Origin of the sequence: Parapontixanthobacter aurantiacus (assembly GCF_009827635.1) — a bacterium.
Lineage (GTDB): Bacteria > Pseudomonadota > Alphaproteobacteria > Sphingomonadales > Sphingomonadaceae > Parapontixanthobacter > Parapontixanthobacter aurantiacus.
On the sequence record NZ_WTYW01000003.1, the window covers coordinates 288,459 to 304,379 of the forward strand.

The following is a 15,921-nucleotide window of genomic DNA, read 5'->3' on the forward strand; positions in this document are numbered from 1 at the left end:
GTCCCGACTTGAAGACGGAACGGGCTCAGTTCTTTCTGTTGTTCGAGCAGGTACTTACCAGATCGAGACACGCTCTTCGGGCGGGAGGTACAATTCGTCGTCCGGCGTCACGTTGAATGCCTTGTACCAGGCATCGTGATTACGCACGGCGCCGTTCACCCGGTACGTCTCCGGCGAGTGGGGATCGGTGAGCAGACGCTGACGCCCCGTTTCCTCGCGCTGCATCGAACGCCAGACCTGCGCCCAGGCGAGGAAGAACCGCTGGTCGCCGGTCAACCCATCAATCACTGGCGCTTCCTTGCCGTCGAGCGAAAGACGATAGGCGCGGTATGCCATCGAAAGGCCGCCGACATCGCCGATATTCTCGCCGAGAGTGAAGCGTCCGTTCACGCAGGTCTCGCCCTCGTCGTACGGGCAATAGCTGTCATACTGCTCGGCCAGCATGTTGCCGAGTTCAGTGAACTTTTCGAGATCGCTTTCAGCCCACCAGTTGCGCAGCGTTCCGGTCGCATCATATTTCGCGCCCTGATCGTCGAAGCCGTGACCCATTTCGTGACCGATGACCGCGCCAATGCCGCCGTAATTGACGGCCGGATCGGCATTCGGTCCGAAGAAGGGCTGCTGAAGGATAGCCGCCGGGAAGACGATTTCGTTGAATACCGGGTTGTAATAGGCATTCACCGTCTGCGGCAGCATGAACCATTCGGTCTTGTCGACATTTGTTCCGAGCTTGGAGCGGTTGTCCTCGATCTGCCACTGGGTCGCGGCAATCCGGTTTGCGAGCGGATCGTCGCCGGAAATTGCCAGCCCCTCATAGGTTTCGAACTCGTCGGGATAACCGATCTTCGGATTGAAGGAATCGAGCTTGGCGTAGGCCTGCTCCTTCGTTTCTTCCGTCATCCAGTCGTTCTGCGCGATGCTTTCGCGCATGGCGACGCGCAGGTTCTTGACGAGGTCGTCCATCGCCGCCTTGCTTTCCTCGGGGAAGTAGCGCTCGACATACAGCTTGCCGAGAACTTCGCCGAGTTCGCCCTGCGTATTGCCGATCGCGCGTTTCCAGCGCGGCTCCTGCATTTCAGTGCCTGACAGGGTCTTCCCATAGAAGTTGAATTTCGCCTGATCGATCTCGCTGGGCAGAACGGATGCGTTATCCGACAGGAAGCGGGTCGCCATATACGCCTTGATCGTCGCCAGCGGGGTTTCCGTCAGCAGCTTCATCATGGCAGGCGTTCCGCCGCCAATCATCCCCGGCGCGTCGGCAGGGTCAATGCCCGCGGCTGCCAGTTCCTCGTCGGTCGGCGGAAGCTGCGACATGAGGAACGTGTCCTGATCGTCGAAACCTGTCTGCTGCATCAGGGCGGCAATGGGGAAATCGCCGGAAAGCTGCATCAGCTCGGCTTTCGACAGCTTGTTGTAAGTCAGGTCGCTGTTGCGGATCGCGGTGCGGTCCCATTCCAGTTCGGCAACGTCGCGCTCGAAAGCATAGACCGTCTGTGCGACCTGCGCCGGGTCGTCATATCCCGCCTGATCGAGCAGAAAAGTCAGGTAATCCATGTAGGCTGCGCGGATCTTTGTGTTCTGCTCGTTATCGACCAGGTAATAGTCGCGATCGGGCAGGCCCATTCCGCTGAAGCCCGTCGAGACGACGTAACTGTCCGGGTTCTTGGAATCGACGGTGACGCCCATCGAGATGAGGCCGGGATAGCCCGCCTGCGGGAACAGCCGTGCCAGTTCCTCGAGGTTTTCCGCGCCGTAGATTTCGCCGAGATAACGCTGCGCCGGCGCCATGCCGGCTGCATCGATCGCTGCCGTATCGAGATAGGCGTTGTAGGAATCGACGATGCGCGCTTCCGCCGATCCGGGGGCCGGGTTGGATGCGACGAGTTCGTCGATCAATGCGCGCACGTCGCTGCGCGATTTTTCGCCGAGCACGTTGAACGCTCCGAAGCGGCCGTATTCGCCCGGTAGTACGTTCGCAGCGACCCACTTGCCGTTGACGTATTCGAAGAAATTGTCGCCCGGATCGACGGACTGGTCGAGCAGCGACGGATCGACGCCCCACGTCCCGAAGGTCATCGTCGGCGTTTCGCTTTCCTGCGCCATGTCGGTTTCGTTGTGGTCGTCAGCCAGGGCGGGCGTGCTGCAAAGAAGGGCCAGCACGCTTGCCGCGCCGGTCAATATCCGCTTGTTCATAGAATACAGTCCTCAATTCGGTATTGCTCGCCTTCAGATACGCGCAGAACGCGCGGAGGCGAATACGCTTGCCGAATAGCAGATGTCGTTTGTCGAAAAGCTGAACGAATATCCGATACTTAGTCGCTGCGCGACCGTGCCGGTTACTCAGGCGGCTTCGCTCGTGAACTGAAGCGCGGCCAGTTCCGCATACAATCCGCCCGCTTTCGTCAGCGTGTTGTGCGAACCCTGCTCGACGATGCGGCCGTCCTCCATCACGATGATGCGATCGGCTGCACGAACCGTCGCGAGGCGGTGCGCGATGACCAGCGTGGTCCGGCCGATCATCAGGCGTTCGAGCGCGTCCTGCACCAGCCGTTCCGACTGCGCATCGAGCGCGCTGGTCGCTTCGTCCAGCAGAAGGATCGGGGCATCGCGCAGGATGGCGCGGGCAATCGCCATGCGCTGTTGCTGCCCGCCCGACAGGCGCGTGCCGCTTTCGCCCAGAAAAGTGTCGAGACCTTCCGGCAGCGCCCTCAGAAAATCTTCCGCATTGGCCGCTTTCGCAGCTTCCCAGATCTCCGCATCGCTCGCTTGCCAGTTCCCGTAGCGCAAATTGTCGCGCGCATTGGCGCTGAACAGCACCCCGTCCTGAGGGACGAGCGCCATGCGCGAGCGGATCGCGGCGGGATCGACACTCGTTAGCGGAACGCCGTCGAGGCGCACTGTGCCCGCCTGCGGATCGTAGAACCGCTCCGCCAGCTGAAAGATCGTACTTTTGCCAGCACCTGACGGTCCGACAATGGCGACCGTCTCGCCCGCTTCGATTTCCAGCGTGAAGTCCTGCAACGCAGCCGTATCGGGGCGCGTCGGATAGCGGAACGTGACGTTGCGAAAGGACAGGCTGCCACGCGCCGGCGTCGGCAGCGTCTCGGGTCGCGAAGGGATGGCGATGGTCGGCTGTTCTTCGAGGAGTTCGGAGAGGCGACTGGCCGCCCCCGCCCCGCGCAGAAGATCGCCATATACCTCGGTCAGCGCGCCGAACGCACCGGCAACGAGGCCACCTGTCAGAACGAAAGCCGCGATAGTCCCGCCGCTGATCGTTCCCTCGGCCACGCCGATCGCGCCGCGCCACATCAGCGCGGTGATCGAGCCAAATACCAGCATGATGATGATCGACGTCATGGCCGCGCGAATGAGAATGCGCCGCTTCGCCACATCGAAGGTCTGCTCGACCTTGTCGGCGAAGCGCGTGGTCTCTCGTCCCTCCTGATTGAAGGCCTGCACGATCTTCATGGACGAGAGAACTTCAGTCACCATCGCGCCGACATCGGCAACCCGGTCCTGGCTAGTGCGGGAAATGGCGCGCAGGCGCTTGCCGAAGATCGTGATCGGGATGATAATCGCCGGGATGACCAGCAAAAGCCCGAGCGTCAGCTGCGGGGCGAGAAAGAACAGATAGGCCGTTCCCCCGATCGCCATCAGCGTGTTCCTGAGCGCGACCGATACGGTCGTGCCGACGACCTGCTCGATCAGCGCCGTATCGGAGGTCATCCTGCTGGAAATCTCCTTCGGGCTGTTCTCTTCGTAGAAGGCTGGGGCAAGTCGTAGCAAATTCTCGTGCACCCGCCGCCGGATATCGGCGACGACCCGCTCGCCGAGCCAACTGACATAGTAAAAGCGCATCGCCGTACCCGCAGCGAGGACGACGACGATCATCAAGAGATACCGGAACCAGCGTCCGATATCGGCGGCATCCCCGCCGGCGGAAAACCCGCGGTCGATGATCATCTTGAAGCCTGCCGGAATTGCCAGCGTCGCGGCCGCGGTGATCAGCAGGGCGATGGCAGCCAAGGCCATCTGCGTCGGGTAGTTGGACAGCGCCTCGGCCACCATCCGCAAGGGCTTCAACGAGCGCGCCTTGGGCTCCGCATTGCGCCGTCGCAGTTTCGTCGGACGCCGGATCTCGCGCTGCGCCGGAGCATCGCCGCTCCCATCGCCCGCGGTTGGTGTCGCATCGCCTTGTGCCATGAGAACCATGTAGGCGGATCGCGCCCCGAAATCCACTGTGACAGACGCGCAATGGTCCGTATCGTTTCGAAACCGTCCGGGGCTGTGTGCATTGCACAATTGGAACTTTGAGTGCACATCGTACCGTTCAAAGATCGGGGGTGAGCCCGACATTCAAAGATGAAGTATGCCCGAAGAGGGTTTGCAGGAAGGACGTCCATTTGCTCTATCACGCGCACGAGATGCAGAAATCCTGGCTCAGCAGTGCCAGCGCTTGGGCCAGCATCGGCGCCGAGATGCTGACCAACCCGGTCAATCCATTCGCCTATTCAGGCATGGGACCGGCCGCTGCATCCGCGCTCGAAGTCTTCGCCCATGCCGCCGCGCCGCGCGGCAAGCCCGCCTTCGGGATCGATAGCGTCGAAGTCGAAGGCACCCAGCATCAGGTCGTCGAAAGCATCGTCCTCAACCGTGACTTCGGCGATCTCGTGCGGTTCACGCACGATGCCCTGCCCGAGGATGCGCCGCGCGTTCTCCTCGTCGCACCGATGAGCGGCCATTTTGCCACGCTTCTTCGCGGAACGGTGGAGCGTCTCGTCCAGACCTGCGAGGTCTACATCACGGACTGGCACGATGCGAAGCAGGTGCCAACCGAAGCCGGCCGCTTCGACCTCGACGATTACATCGACTATCTGATCGCTTATCTCGAGTTCATTCACGAGAACGGCACGGGAACGGGCGGATTGCACATGGTCGCGGTCTGCCAGCCTTCGGTCCCGGCGCTGGCTGCCACCGCCTATATGAATGCGCGCGAGAACCCTGCCCGACCGAAGACGCTTACCATGATGGGCGGACCGATCGATACGCGGCAATCGCCGACATCCGTCAACGACCTCGCCATGGACAGGCCGCTAAGTTGGTTCAGGCAGAACGTCATCGCCACCGTGCCAATGCAATATCGCGGCGCAGGGCGGCGGGTCTATCCCGGCTTCATGCAGCTCGCCGGCTTCATGACGATGAACCTCGGCAATCACATCCTCAGCCATTACGAGATGTTCAAGCATCTGACCGAGGGCGACAATGAAAGCGCGCAGGCGACGAAGGATTTCTACGAGGAATATCGCAGCGTCTGCGACATGACGGCGGAGTTCTACCTCCAGACCGTCGAGGAAGTGTTCCAGAAGCATTCTCTTCCGAAGGGAGAGTTCACTCATCGCGGGCAGATCGTCGATCTCGGTGCGATTACCGATACCGCGATTCTGGCGGTCGAGGGCGAGCGGGACGACATTTCGGGCCTCGGCCAAACGAAGGCGGCTCTCAATCTCGCAACCGGATTGTCGCCCGAGAAGAAGCAGTACCTGATGGCAGAAGGTGCCGGGCATTACGGCATCTTCAACGGATCGCGCTGGCGTTCGAAGGTTGCCCCGGTGCTGGAGGAGTTCTTCGCAGCGCACGCCTGAGCCGCTGGCGCGGCGTCAGGGCGGACTGCCGTCCCGAACCGGGTCGCGGCGAAACAGCCGCCGGACGAGGCGGCGCGCGATCAGCAGCAATCCGACCGCTATCGCCAGGAGAATGACCGCGACGACAGCGGCCACGTAAGGGTACTCGTAGACGATCCACAGCGCACCCACGCTCGCAATGTCCTCCATACTCGACACGGCGATGTTGCTGACCGGCTCGGGGCTGGCGTTGACCACGGCGCGCGCGCCCGCCTTACCGCCATGCGCGAGCAGCGCACCGCCGCCGCCGAGCAGGAACGCGATGACCTGCCACGCAGGATCGCCCGGATCGACGATAGCAAGCGCGAGCAATGCGCCGCCGACCGGCCGGATCAGCGTATGAACGCTGTCCCATAGCGTATCGAGCCACATGACCTTGTCGGCGAAGAACTCCGCCCCCGCCCCGAACAGGGCAATCCCGATGATCCATGGATTGGCGAGCGCGTCGAGGGCTGCCAGTTGCTCGGGCAGCGGAATCGCCCCGAACCGCATCGCAAGCCCGGTCGCGGCGATGGAGAGATAGAGCCGCCAGCCCGATAGCAGGCTGATACTGCCTGCAATGCCCAGAAGTTCGACAATGCCCATGCGCCCGATCATGCGCGCAAAGCGGTTTTGCGGCAAGCAGGAGGTCTCGCCGACGCTGAGGGGCTTTTAAAGCCGCTCAATGAAAAGGGCGGCGCCGACCGATGCCGACGCCGCCCTTTTTCGATGCGATGCCGTTTCCGGCGGGCCGATCAGAAGATTTCGAACAGCCCGGCAGCGCCCATGCCGCCGCCCACGCACATGGTGACGACGCCGTATTTCGCCTTGCGACGCTGTCCTTCGCGCAGGATGTGGCCGACGCAGCGGGCGCCGGTCATGCCGTAGGGGTGGCCGATCGAGATGGAGCCGCCGTTCACGTTCAGCTTGTCGTTGTCGATGCCGAGCTTGTCGCGGCAATACAGGACCTGCACCGCGAACGCCTCGTTCAATTCCCACAGGTCGATGTCGTCGACCTTCATGTCGAACCGCTCGAGCAGCTTGGGAATGGCGAAGATCGGGCCGATGCCCATCTCGTCAGGTTCGGTCCCGGCGACGGCCATGCCGATATAGCGGCCGAGCGGGTTGAGACCGCGCTTCTCCGCTTCCTTGGCTTCCATCACGACGACTGCGGCTGAACCGTCCGACAGCTGGCTCGCATTGCCGGCGGTGATCGTCGTGTCGGGGCCGAGAACCGGCTGCAACTGCGAGAGGCCTTCCAGGGTGGTGGAGGGGCGGTTGCCCTCGTCCTTGGCGATGGTGACGTCCTCGTCCGTAACCTCACCCGTCTCCTTGTTCTTGACCTTGTGCTTGGTCGAGACGGAGACGATCTCGTCGTCGAACTTGCCCGCTTCCTGCGCCGCTGCCGTACGCTGCTGCGACTGGAGCGCGTATTCGTCCTGCGCCTCGCGGCTGATGCCGTAACGCTTGGCGACGGTCTCGGCGGTCTGCAGCATGGGCATGTAGATAGCGCCGTGCATCGCGATCAATTCGGGATCGGGCATGACGCGCATTTCCGGCGTCTGCACCATGCTGATCGATTCCTGTCCGCCGGCAGCGACGACGTTCATGCGGTCGACAATGACCTGCTTGGCCGCGGTCGCGACGGTCATGAGGCCGGAGGAGCACTGCCGGTCGATCGTCATTCCCGACACGCCGATGGGACAGCCGGACCGAAGCGCCACCTGGCGTCCCAAATTGCCGGACTGCGCGCCCTGCTGAAGGGCCGCGCCCCACAACACGTCGTCCACTTCGCCCGGCTCGATCCCGGCCCGCTCGATGGCGGGCTTCAGCGCATAGGAGCCGAGCGTCGCGCCCGGCGTGGAATTGAACGCACCCTTATAGGCCTTGCCCATGCCGGTGCGGGCGGTGGAAACGATGACTGCATCACGCATAATTTAAGGAACCTCTTGCTAAGTCCCGCGATCGAACGGGGACGGATTTCTTGGGGGAGTGTCGGAACGCGGCGCTCAGACGAAATACATGGTGATCCATTCGCAGATCAGTGCGGGCTTGTCCTCGCCCTCGATCTCGATCGTGATTTCCATCGTCTGCTGCCACTGGCCGGAACGCTTCTCGGTCATGTCGAGCAGTTTCATCTGTGAACGGATGCGCTTACCCGACCGCACGGGGTTGATGAAGCGCGTCTTGTTGCCGCCGTAATTGACGGCCATCTTGATGCCCTCGACCCGCGGAACATCGCTGTTCGCGGTGAGATAGGGGATCATCGAGAGCGTCAAAAAGCCGTGGGCGATGGTCCCGCCGAACGGCGTCATCTTCGCCTTTTCCTCGTCGATATGGATGAACTGGTGATCGCCGGTCGCATCGGCGAACTGGTTGATGCGTTCCTGGCTCATTTCGACCCATTCGGACGTGCCGATGGTCTCGCCTTTCTTCGCTGCAATTTCCTGGGGGGTCATAGGCTCTCCTTCGGGGGGTGCGGCTTCGTGCCGGACTTCTTGCTGCGTGTAATGACGGAACTGGCGGATGAGCGCAATGGCAGCGCCGGCGACCCTACGGCAAGGCAGACGGCGCAGGTCCGCCGGGGTGCGGGCGATGGCGGGTTTCGCCGAGAAAGACCCGCGACTCGGACGATTATCTTAACGTTTACCACCCGCATGATAGGAAAGCGGCGCAAACGCTTCGGCCCTTCGCATCGTCTGCCTTGCGAAGAGGGTCGCGGCGTGTCGCACCACGATTGGCCCAGAGCGCGAGTTTGACAAGAAAGCGGTGACGAAGGACGGCACTTCCCTGATCGCGCATCGCGGCTTTCCCGCGACACTTGCGCTGTGGTTCGCGACGCTTTTCAGCGGTCTCGCGGCGGTCGTGCCGTCAAGCTACAATGCCGCGTTCCTTGCGCAGATCGGGCTGCGCGCCCTGACGCGGGGCGGCGCCGAAACGGGAATAGCGGGCAGAATTCTCTGCATCATCATCGGGCTGGTCGTCGGTATCGCACTAGGCCTGCTGCTGGCACGGTTCCTGAGGTGGCGGCGGCGCAAGAAGATGCAGCGCTACAGCTTCGATCCGATCCCCCAGAGCGAGTTCGGCGTGAATGTTTCACGGGAAACCTACACGGAAGACGCGGAGTACGAAGACGTTGTATCCGTTGAAGAAATTACCGAAGAGTATGAGGACGATCCGCTCGTCGCCCCCGATTTCGCGGAAGCTGAAGATGCCATTTTCGACCTGAGCGAGGAAGCGGAAGGCGAAATCGAACCGGAGCCAACCCCCGGCCCCGCCATCGCAACCGTACCGCTCGATCACAGCGATGCGGCCCCCTCGGAAGCCGAACAAGGAACGAATGAGCCAAGCATTTCAGTATCCTATGGCGGAGAGGCAACCAATCAGCCGGCTGCCGACGCAGCGACGCACAAGGATGGACAAGACACCCTCAATGATGTCGAGCCCGACGCAAGCGATGCCGATGCCGAAAGCAGCGATGCCGACGTCGCGCCGCCCACCGATACTCTGCCCGAAGACCCCTCCGACCCCGCAGACGAAAGCGACGCGACGCCCCCCGATCCCGAACCCGCTCCCGAACCCGCGCAAGAAGAACCCGCACCGGAGGAACCGGACCGGGATGTCGGCCCGCCGACCAGCTTTGCGAAATTCGTCGATACCGATGCAATCCCCTCGGAAACGATCCGCCATCCGCTGAAGGAGGACGGGTCGCTCGAAAGCCTCCTTCAGCGGCTCGATGCGGCGAAGCGCGAGGTCGCCCCGCCCGATCGTCCGGAGCGTCCCGCGTCCGCGCCCCCTTCACCACCGCCCTCCCCGGCCCCATCTCCAACGCCGTCCCAGACATCCAACATGGCAGCCGGTGACGAACCCGTTCTCAGCGACCGCCTGCGCGCGGCGATCGAGCGGCTCGAAGAGGCCCGGCGCAAGAAATAGCGCCTCGCCTGCGCCCGGCGGCACGGGAAAAGCGCCTGGCGCTTTACGAGTGTGAAAGATTCCTTCACTTGCTCGCAGTTGCAAAATATCTTTCGAAACTGCACAATGGCATTTCGAGACAGGATCGTAGCGCGTAACCGTCGGACGGCCAGTTCCCCGCCACCGGCACGGCGGACGTCGCGCGATCCAGAATGCCCCGCGCGAAGTATTCGAGGAATGTGAATGGGTCTTCCAGCAGCCACCGGCCTCTACGATCCAGCGAACGAACACGATGCCTGCGGCGTCGGCTTCATCGCGCATATCAAGGGCGAGAAAAGCCATGCCATCGTCGGGCAGGCGCTGGAGATCCTCGCCAATCTCGACCATCGCGGCGCGGTCGGCGCGGACCCGCTGCTGGGTGACGGGGCGGGCATCCTGTTGCAGGTTCCCGATCCCCTGTTCCGCAAATGGGCGGACAATGAAGGCCATGCGCTGCCCGAACCGGGCCACTATGCGGTTGCCATGTGCTTCATGCCGCAGGACGAGGCCGCCCGCGACTTCGTCACGCAGCAACTCGAAAAGTTCGTCGTCAAGGAAGGGCAGCGGGTCATCGGCTGGCGCGACGTGCCGACCACGCTCGACGGGCTCGGCAAGGCGGTCGTCGATTCCATGCCGGTCATCCGGCAATGCATCATCGCACGGGGCGAGGAATGTGCCGATCAGGACGCGTTCGAGCGCAAGCTGATCGTCATTCGCAAGCAAACGCTCAATCCGCTCGCGAAGCTGGCGGAAAAGCACGACCTTCCCGCGCTCACGACGACCTACATCCCGAGCTTTTCCAGCCGCACCATCGTCTACAAGGGGCTGCTGCTCGCGAACCAGGTCGGCAGCTTCTACGACGATCTGCGCGACCCCGACTGCATTTCCGCGCTCGGCCTCGTTCACCAGCGGTTCTCGACCAACACCTTCCCGAGCTGGCGGCTCGCCCACCCCTATCGCTTCATGGCGCATAATGGCGAAATCAATACGGTGCGCGGCAATGTGAACTGGATGAATGCGCGCCGCCGCACGATGGAAAGCGAATTACTGGGGTCCGACCTCGACAAGATGTGGCCGCTCATTCCGCACGGCCAGTCCGACACCGCCTGCCTCGACAACGCGCTCGAATTGCTGCTGGCGGGCGGTTACAGCCTTGCCCATGCGATGATGATGCTGATGCCCGAGGCATGGGCGAAGAATGCGCTGATGGACCCGGCCCGGCGCGCTTTCTACGAATATCACGCTGCCTTGATGGAGCCGTGGGACGGCCCGGCGGCGGTCGCCTTCACCGACGGGCGGCAGATCGGTGCGACCCTCGACCGCAATGGCCTGAGGCCGGCGCGTTATTGCACGACGAAGGACGATCTCATCCTGCTCGCCTCCGAAAGCGGCGTCCTGCCGTTCGCGGAAGAAGACATCACCCGGAAGTGGCGTCTGCAACCGGGCAAGATGCTGCTCATCGATCTCGAGGAAGGCCGCATCATCGAGGACGGCGAATTGAAGGCCGGTCTCGCCAATGCGCATCCTTACGAGAAGTGGCTGGAACAAGCGCAATACAAGCTTGCCGACCTCGAACTGATCGAGCCGGAATTCGACAATCTGCCGCAGGACGAGAATCTCGAGACCCCTACCCTGCTCGAAGCGCAGCAGACCTTCGGCTACACGCAGGAGGACATTACCCGCTTCCTCGAACCGATGGCGAAAGAAGGGGGCGATCCGATCGGCTCGATGGGGACGGATACGCCGCTCGCCGTGCTGTCGAGCAAGGCGCGCCTCCTCTACGATTATTTCAAGCAGAACTTCGCGCAGGTGACTAACCCGCCGATCGACCCGATCCGCGAGGAACTGGTGATGAGCCTGCTGTCGATGATCGGGCCGCGCCCCAACCTTCTGGGACGCGACGCGGGCCTTCACAAGCGGCTCGAAATGATGCAGCCGATCCTGACCAGCGCGGACCTCGCGAAGATCCGCTCCGTCGAGCAATCGCTGGACGGCGCGTTCCGGACCGAAACGATCGACTGCACCTGGGAAGCCTCCACCGGGGCGGACGGCCTTGCCATGGCGCTGAAGGAAATGTGCTGGGCCGCGACCGAGGCGGTGCTGCAGGATCACAACATCCTCATCCTGTCCGACAGGAAGCAGGACGCCGACCGCGTGCCGATGCCCATGCTGCTGGCGACCGCCGCCGTGCACCAGCACCTCGTCCGGCAGGGCCTGCGGATGCAGACCGGCCTCGTCGTGGAAAGCGGCGAGCCGCGCGAAGTGCATCATTTCTGCGTGCTGGCGGGCTACGGCGCGGAAGCGATCAACCCTTACATCGCGTTCGAAACGATGGAGGCGCTGCGCGCATCGAAATTCCCCGACCTCGATCCCGCGACGGTCGAGGCGAATTACGTAAAGGCCGTCGGCAAGGGCATCCTGAAGGTCATGTCCAAGATGGGCATTTCCACTTACCAGTCCTATTGCGGCGCGCAGATCTTCGACGCGGTCGGATTGTCGAGCGCATTCATCGATGCCTATTTCAAGGGCACGGCGACGACGATCGAGGGGATCGGCCTCGACGAAGTGGCCGAAGAGGCGGTGCGCCGCCACGCGAATGCCTATGGTGACGATCCGCTCTATCGCAACATGCTCGATGTCGGGGGTATCTACCAGTTCCGCCTGCGCGGTGAGGACCATGCCTGGACGCCTGCCAACGTCGCCAATCTGCAGCACGCGGTGCGCGGCGGGCCGGAAAATGGCGGTCATGCGAATTACGAGGAGTTCGCGAAAAGCGTGAACGAGCAGTCCGAGCGGCTGCTGACCATCCGCGGGCTGATGGATTTCAGGAAGGCGGAGACGCCCCTCCCGCTCGACGAGGTGGAGCCGGCTTCGGAAATCGTGAAGCGCTTCTCCACCGGCGCGATGAGCTTCGGCTCCATCAGCCACGAGGCGCATTCGACGCTCGCCATCGCGATGAACCGCATCGGCGGACGCTCCAACACGGGCGAAGGCGGCGAGGAACCGGCGCGCTTCGTGCCGCTCGAAAACGGCGATTCCATGCGCAGTCGCATCAAGCAGGTTGCCAGCGGGCGGTTCGGCGTCACGACCGAATATCTCGTCAATTCCGACGACATCCAGATCAAGATGGCGCAGGGCGCGAAACCCGGCGAAGGCGGCCAGCTGCCCGGCCACAAGGTGGACAAGCGGATCGGCGCGGTGCGTCATTCGACGCCGGGCGTCGGTCTCATCTCGCCCCCGCCGCATCACGACATCTATTCGATCGAGGATCTTGCGCAGCTGATTCACGATTTGAAGAACGTGCAGCCCAAGGCGCGCATCTCGGTGAAGCTCGTCTCCGAAGTGGGCGTCGGCACGGTCGCCGCGGGCGTGTCGAAGGCGCGCGCCGATCACGTCACCATTTCGGGCTATGAGGGCGGCACCGGCGCGTCCCCGCTGACCAGCCTCACCCATGCGGGCAGCCCGTGGGAAATCGGCCTTGCCGAAACGCAGCAGACGCTGCTTCTCAACGATCTGCGCAACCGGATTGCCGTGCAGGTCGATGGCGGCCTCAGAACCGGGCGCGACGTCGCCATCGGCGCGCTGCTGGGCGCGGACGAGTTCGGCTTCGCCACCGCCCCGCTGATCGCAGCAGGGTGCATCATGATGAGGAAGTGCCACCTCAACACCTGCCCCGTCGGGGTCGCGACGCAGGACCCCGTCTTGCGGGCCCGCTTCACCGGCACGCCGGAACACGTCATCAACTACTTCTTCTACGTCGCCGAGGAACTGCGCGGCATCATGGCCGAGATGGGCGTCGCCCGCGTCAAGGACATGGTCGGCCGGGTCGATCTCATCGACATGCGCCGGGTAAAGCGCCACTGGAAGGCGAACGGCGTCGATCTCTCGCGTATCCTCGACCGCAGCGCGAGCGAAGGACGCGCCTCGCTTCGCCATACCGAGGTGCAGCAGCACGGCCTCGAAGCGGCGCTCGACAACGAGCTCATCGCAGCCTGCCAGCCGGCGCTGGAAAATAGCGAGGCGGTCCAACTCGACTTCCCGATCCGCAACGTCAATCGCACGGTCGGCACGATGCTGTCGGGCCGGATCGCGGAGCGGTACGGACATCAGGGCCTGCCCGCCGACACTATCCGCATCCGCCTCAAAGGGGTCGCCGGGCAAAGCTTCGGCGCATGGGCGGCACATGGCCTCACCCTCGAACTGACGGGCGATGCGAACGACTATGTCGGCAAGGGCCTGTCGGGCGGGCGGATCATCGTGCGCCAGCCGGAAGGCTCGCGGCTCGATCCGACGAACAACATCATCGCGGGTAATACCGTCCTTTACGGCGCAATCGCGGGCGAGGCCTATTTCGAGGGCGTCGCGGGAGAGCGGTTCGCGGTCCGCAATTCGGGCGCGGTCGCGGTGGTCGAGGGAACGGGCGATCACGCCTGCGAATACATGACCGGCGGGGTCGTCTGCATCCTCGGTAAGACCGGCCGCAACTTTGCCGCCGGGATGAGTGGCGGGGTCGCCTATGTCTATGACCCGGACGGCGATTTCGAGAAGCTGTGCAACATGGCGCAGGTCGATCTCGAACCCGTGACGCCGGGCAATGTAGAGGATGTGGGCCTCGGCAGGCCGCAACAGCGCGGCATCTCGGTCGACAATGCGGGAATGGGCGACATGCTGCGCCACGATGCAGAGCGCCTGCGCATCCTCGTGGAACGCCATCAGCTGCATACCGGCAGCAAACGGGCGAGCGAATTGCTCGATGACTGGGACACGGCGCTCGGCAAATTCGTCAAGGTGATGCCGCGCGACTATCGCGAGGCGCTGAAGGCGCTCGAGGCGGAACGCGACGAGGCGGCAATGGAGGCTGCGGAATAATGGGTAAGGAAACGGGTTTCCTCGAAGTCGACCGGCGCGAGCGCGATTACGTCGCGCCCGAGGAACGGCTGAAGCATTACAAGGAGTTCATCCACACCCCCGACGAGCCGGTGCTGCGGGAACAGGCCTCGCGCTGCATGAATTGCGGCATTCCATACTGCCACAATGGCTGCCCGGTGAACAACATCATCCCGGACTGGAACCACCTCGTCTATGAAGGCGACTGGAAGAACGCGCTCGACATCCTGCATTCGACCAACAACTTCCCGGAGTTCACGGGCCGCATATGCCCCGCGCCGTGCGAAGCGGCCTGCACGCTCAACATCATCGATTCGCCGGTGACCATCAAGAGCATCGAGGCGGCGATCATTGATCGCGGCTGGGACGAGGGCTGGGTCAAGCCGCAGATCCCGCAGAAAGCCACCGGCAAGTCGGTCGCGGTCGTCGGCTCCGGCCCGGCGGGCCTCGCCTGTGCTCAGCAACTTGCGAGGGCCGGTCACGCCGTCACGGTCTTCGAGAAGAACGACCGGATCGGCGGCCTGCTGCGCTACGGCATTCCCGACTTCAAGATGGAAAAGCACCTCATTAACCGGCGCTGCGTGCAGATGGAAGCCGAGGGCGTCACCTTCAAGACGAGCGCGGAAGTCGGCGTCGATGTCTCCTGGTCGGCGCTGAAGGACAATTTCGACGCCATCGTCATGGCGGGCGGAGCCGAGGAAGCGCGGCAGCTCGACATCCCCGGTGCGGAACTCTCGGGCGTCAGGCTGGCGATGGAATTCCTGACGCAGCAGAACAAGCGCAATGCGGGCGATGACGAAGTCCGCGCCGCCCCGCGCGGCACGCTATCGGCGAAGGGCAAGGACGTCATCGTCATCGGCGGCGGCGACACGGGCTCGGATTGCGTCGGCACCTCCAACCGGCAGGGCGCGAAAAGCGTCACACAGCTGGAAATCATGCCCAAGCCGCCGGAAAAGGAAGACAAGGCGCTGACCTGGCCGGACTGGCCGCTGAAGCTGCGTACGTCCTCCAGCCACGAGGAAGGCGCCAATCGCGACTGGTCGATCCTGACGAAGCGCGTGGTAGGCGACGGCACCAACGTCACCGGCCTCGAATGCGTCCGCGTCGAGTGGAAGGACCGGCAGAAGCAGGAAATTCCGGGCAGCGAATTCACCCTTCCCGCCGACCTCATCCTGCTGGCGATGGGCTTTACCGGCCCGACCAAGCGCGGCTTGCTCGACAAGGCGAATGTCGAACTATGCGAGCGGGGCAATGTGAAAGCCGACGAATTGCTCTACGCAACCAGCGAGCCGGGGGTCTATGCCTGCGGCGACATGCGGCGCGGACAGAGCCTCGTCGTCTGGGCCATTCGCGAGGGACGGCAGGCCGCCCGCGCGGTGGACGAGGCGCTGATGGGCAAGAGCGAGTTGCCGCGCTAGGCGGC

The 15,921-nt window shown here is 63.3% G+C and carries 9 protein-coding genes; 4 read left to right on the plus strand and 5 right to left on the minus strand.

The features are described from left to right. Positions 1–54: 54 nt before the first annotated feature. Positions 55–2,193: a M13 family metallopeptidase gene (locus GRI38_RS11765; protein ID WP_160684136.1), complete on the minus strand. Its 2,139-nt coding sequence runs from the start codon at positions 2,191–2,193 to the stop codon at positions 55–57. Positions 2,194–2,340: 147 nt separating this feature from the next. After that, a complete protein-coding gene (locus GRI38_RS11770; RefSeq protein WP_272916444.1) occupies positions 2,341–4,212 on the minus strand; it encodes an ABC transporter transmembrane domain-containing protein in 1,872 nt (623 codons plus the stop codon). A gap of 191 nt (positions 4,213–4,403) precedes the next feature. On the opposite strand from GRI38_RS11770, the gene GRI38_RS11775 reads away from it, so the two are divergent. Further along, positions 4,404–5,642, plus strand: coding sequence for a polyhydroxyalkanoate depolymerase (locus GRI38_RS11775; RefSeq protein ID WP_160684139.1), 1,239 nt, complete (start codon positions 4,404–4,406; stop codon positions 5,640–5,642). A gap of 15 nt (positions 5,643–5,657) precedes the next feature. Here GRI38_RS11775 and GRI38_RS11780 read toward each other — a convergent pair whose 3' ends face one another. The 3 genes from GRI38_RS11780 to GRI38_RS11790 all read right to left on the minus strand — a co-directional run bounded on the left by GRI38_RS11780 (position 5,658) and on the right by GRI38_RS11790 (position 8,119). Next, positions 5,658–6,266 carry a DUF4126 domain-containing protein gene (locus tag GRI38_RS11780; RefSeq protein ID WP_160684374.1) on the minus strand — a complete coding sequence of 203 codons (609 nt, stop codon included), beginning with the start codon at positions 6,264–6,266 and terminating at the stop codon, positions 5,658–5,660. 149 nt (positions 6,267–6,415) lie between these two features. Continuing rightward, positions 6,416–7,594, minus strand: a complete 1,179-nt coding sequence (locus tag GRI38_RS11785) for an acetyl-CoA C-acyltransferase (protein WP_202389970.1) — start codon at positions 7,592–7,594, stop codon at positions 6,416–6,418. Between the two features lie 75 nt (positions 7,595–7,669). Further along, positions 7,670–8,119 carry a MaoC family dehydratase gene (locus GRI38_RS11790; protein WP_160684142.1) on the minus strand — a complete coding sequence of 150 codons (450 nt, stop codon included), beginning with the start codon at positions 8,117–8,119 and terminating at the stop codon, positions 7,670–7,672. Positions 8,120–8,429: 310 nt separating this feature from the next. Between GRI38_RS11790 and GRI38_RS11795 the strand changes: the two genes are divergently transcribed. The 3 genes from GRI38_RS11795 to GRI38_RS11805 all read left to right on the plus strand — a co-directional run bounded on the left by GRI38_RS11795 (position 8,430) and on the right by GRI38_RS11805 (position 15,916). Beyond that, the gene (locus GRI38_RS11795; protein WP_160684145.1) at positions 8,430–9,593 is read left to right on the plus strand and encodes a hypothetical protein; all 1,164 of its coding nucleotides are present in this window, start codon (positions 8,430–8,432) and stop codon (positions 9,591–9,593) included. Positions 9,594–9,815: 222 nt separating this feature from the next. Continuing rightward, positions 9,816–14,480, plus strand: a complete 4,665-nt coding sequence (gltB, locus tag GRI38_RS11800) for a glutamate synthase large subunit (RefSeq protein ID WP_160684148.1) — start codon at positions 9,816–9,818, stop codon at positions 14,478–14,480. Further along, the gene (locus GRI38_RS11805; RefSeq protein WP_160684151.1) at positions 14,480–15,916 is read left to right on the plus strand and encodes a glutamate synthase subunit beta; all 1,437 of its coding nucleotides are present in this window, start codon (positions 14,480–14,482) and stop codon (positions 15,914–15,916) included. Before gltB ends, GRI38_RS11805 begins: the two co-directional genes overlap by 1 nt. Positions 15,917–15,921 lie beyond the last annotated feature (5 nt).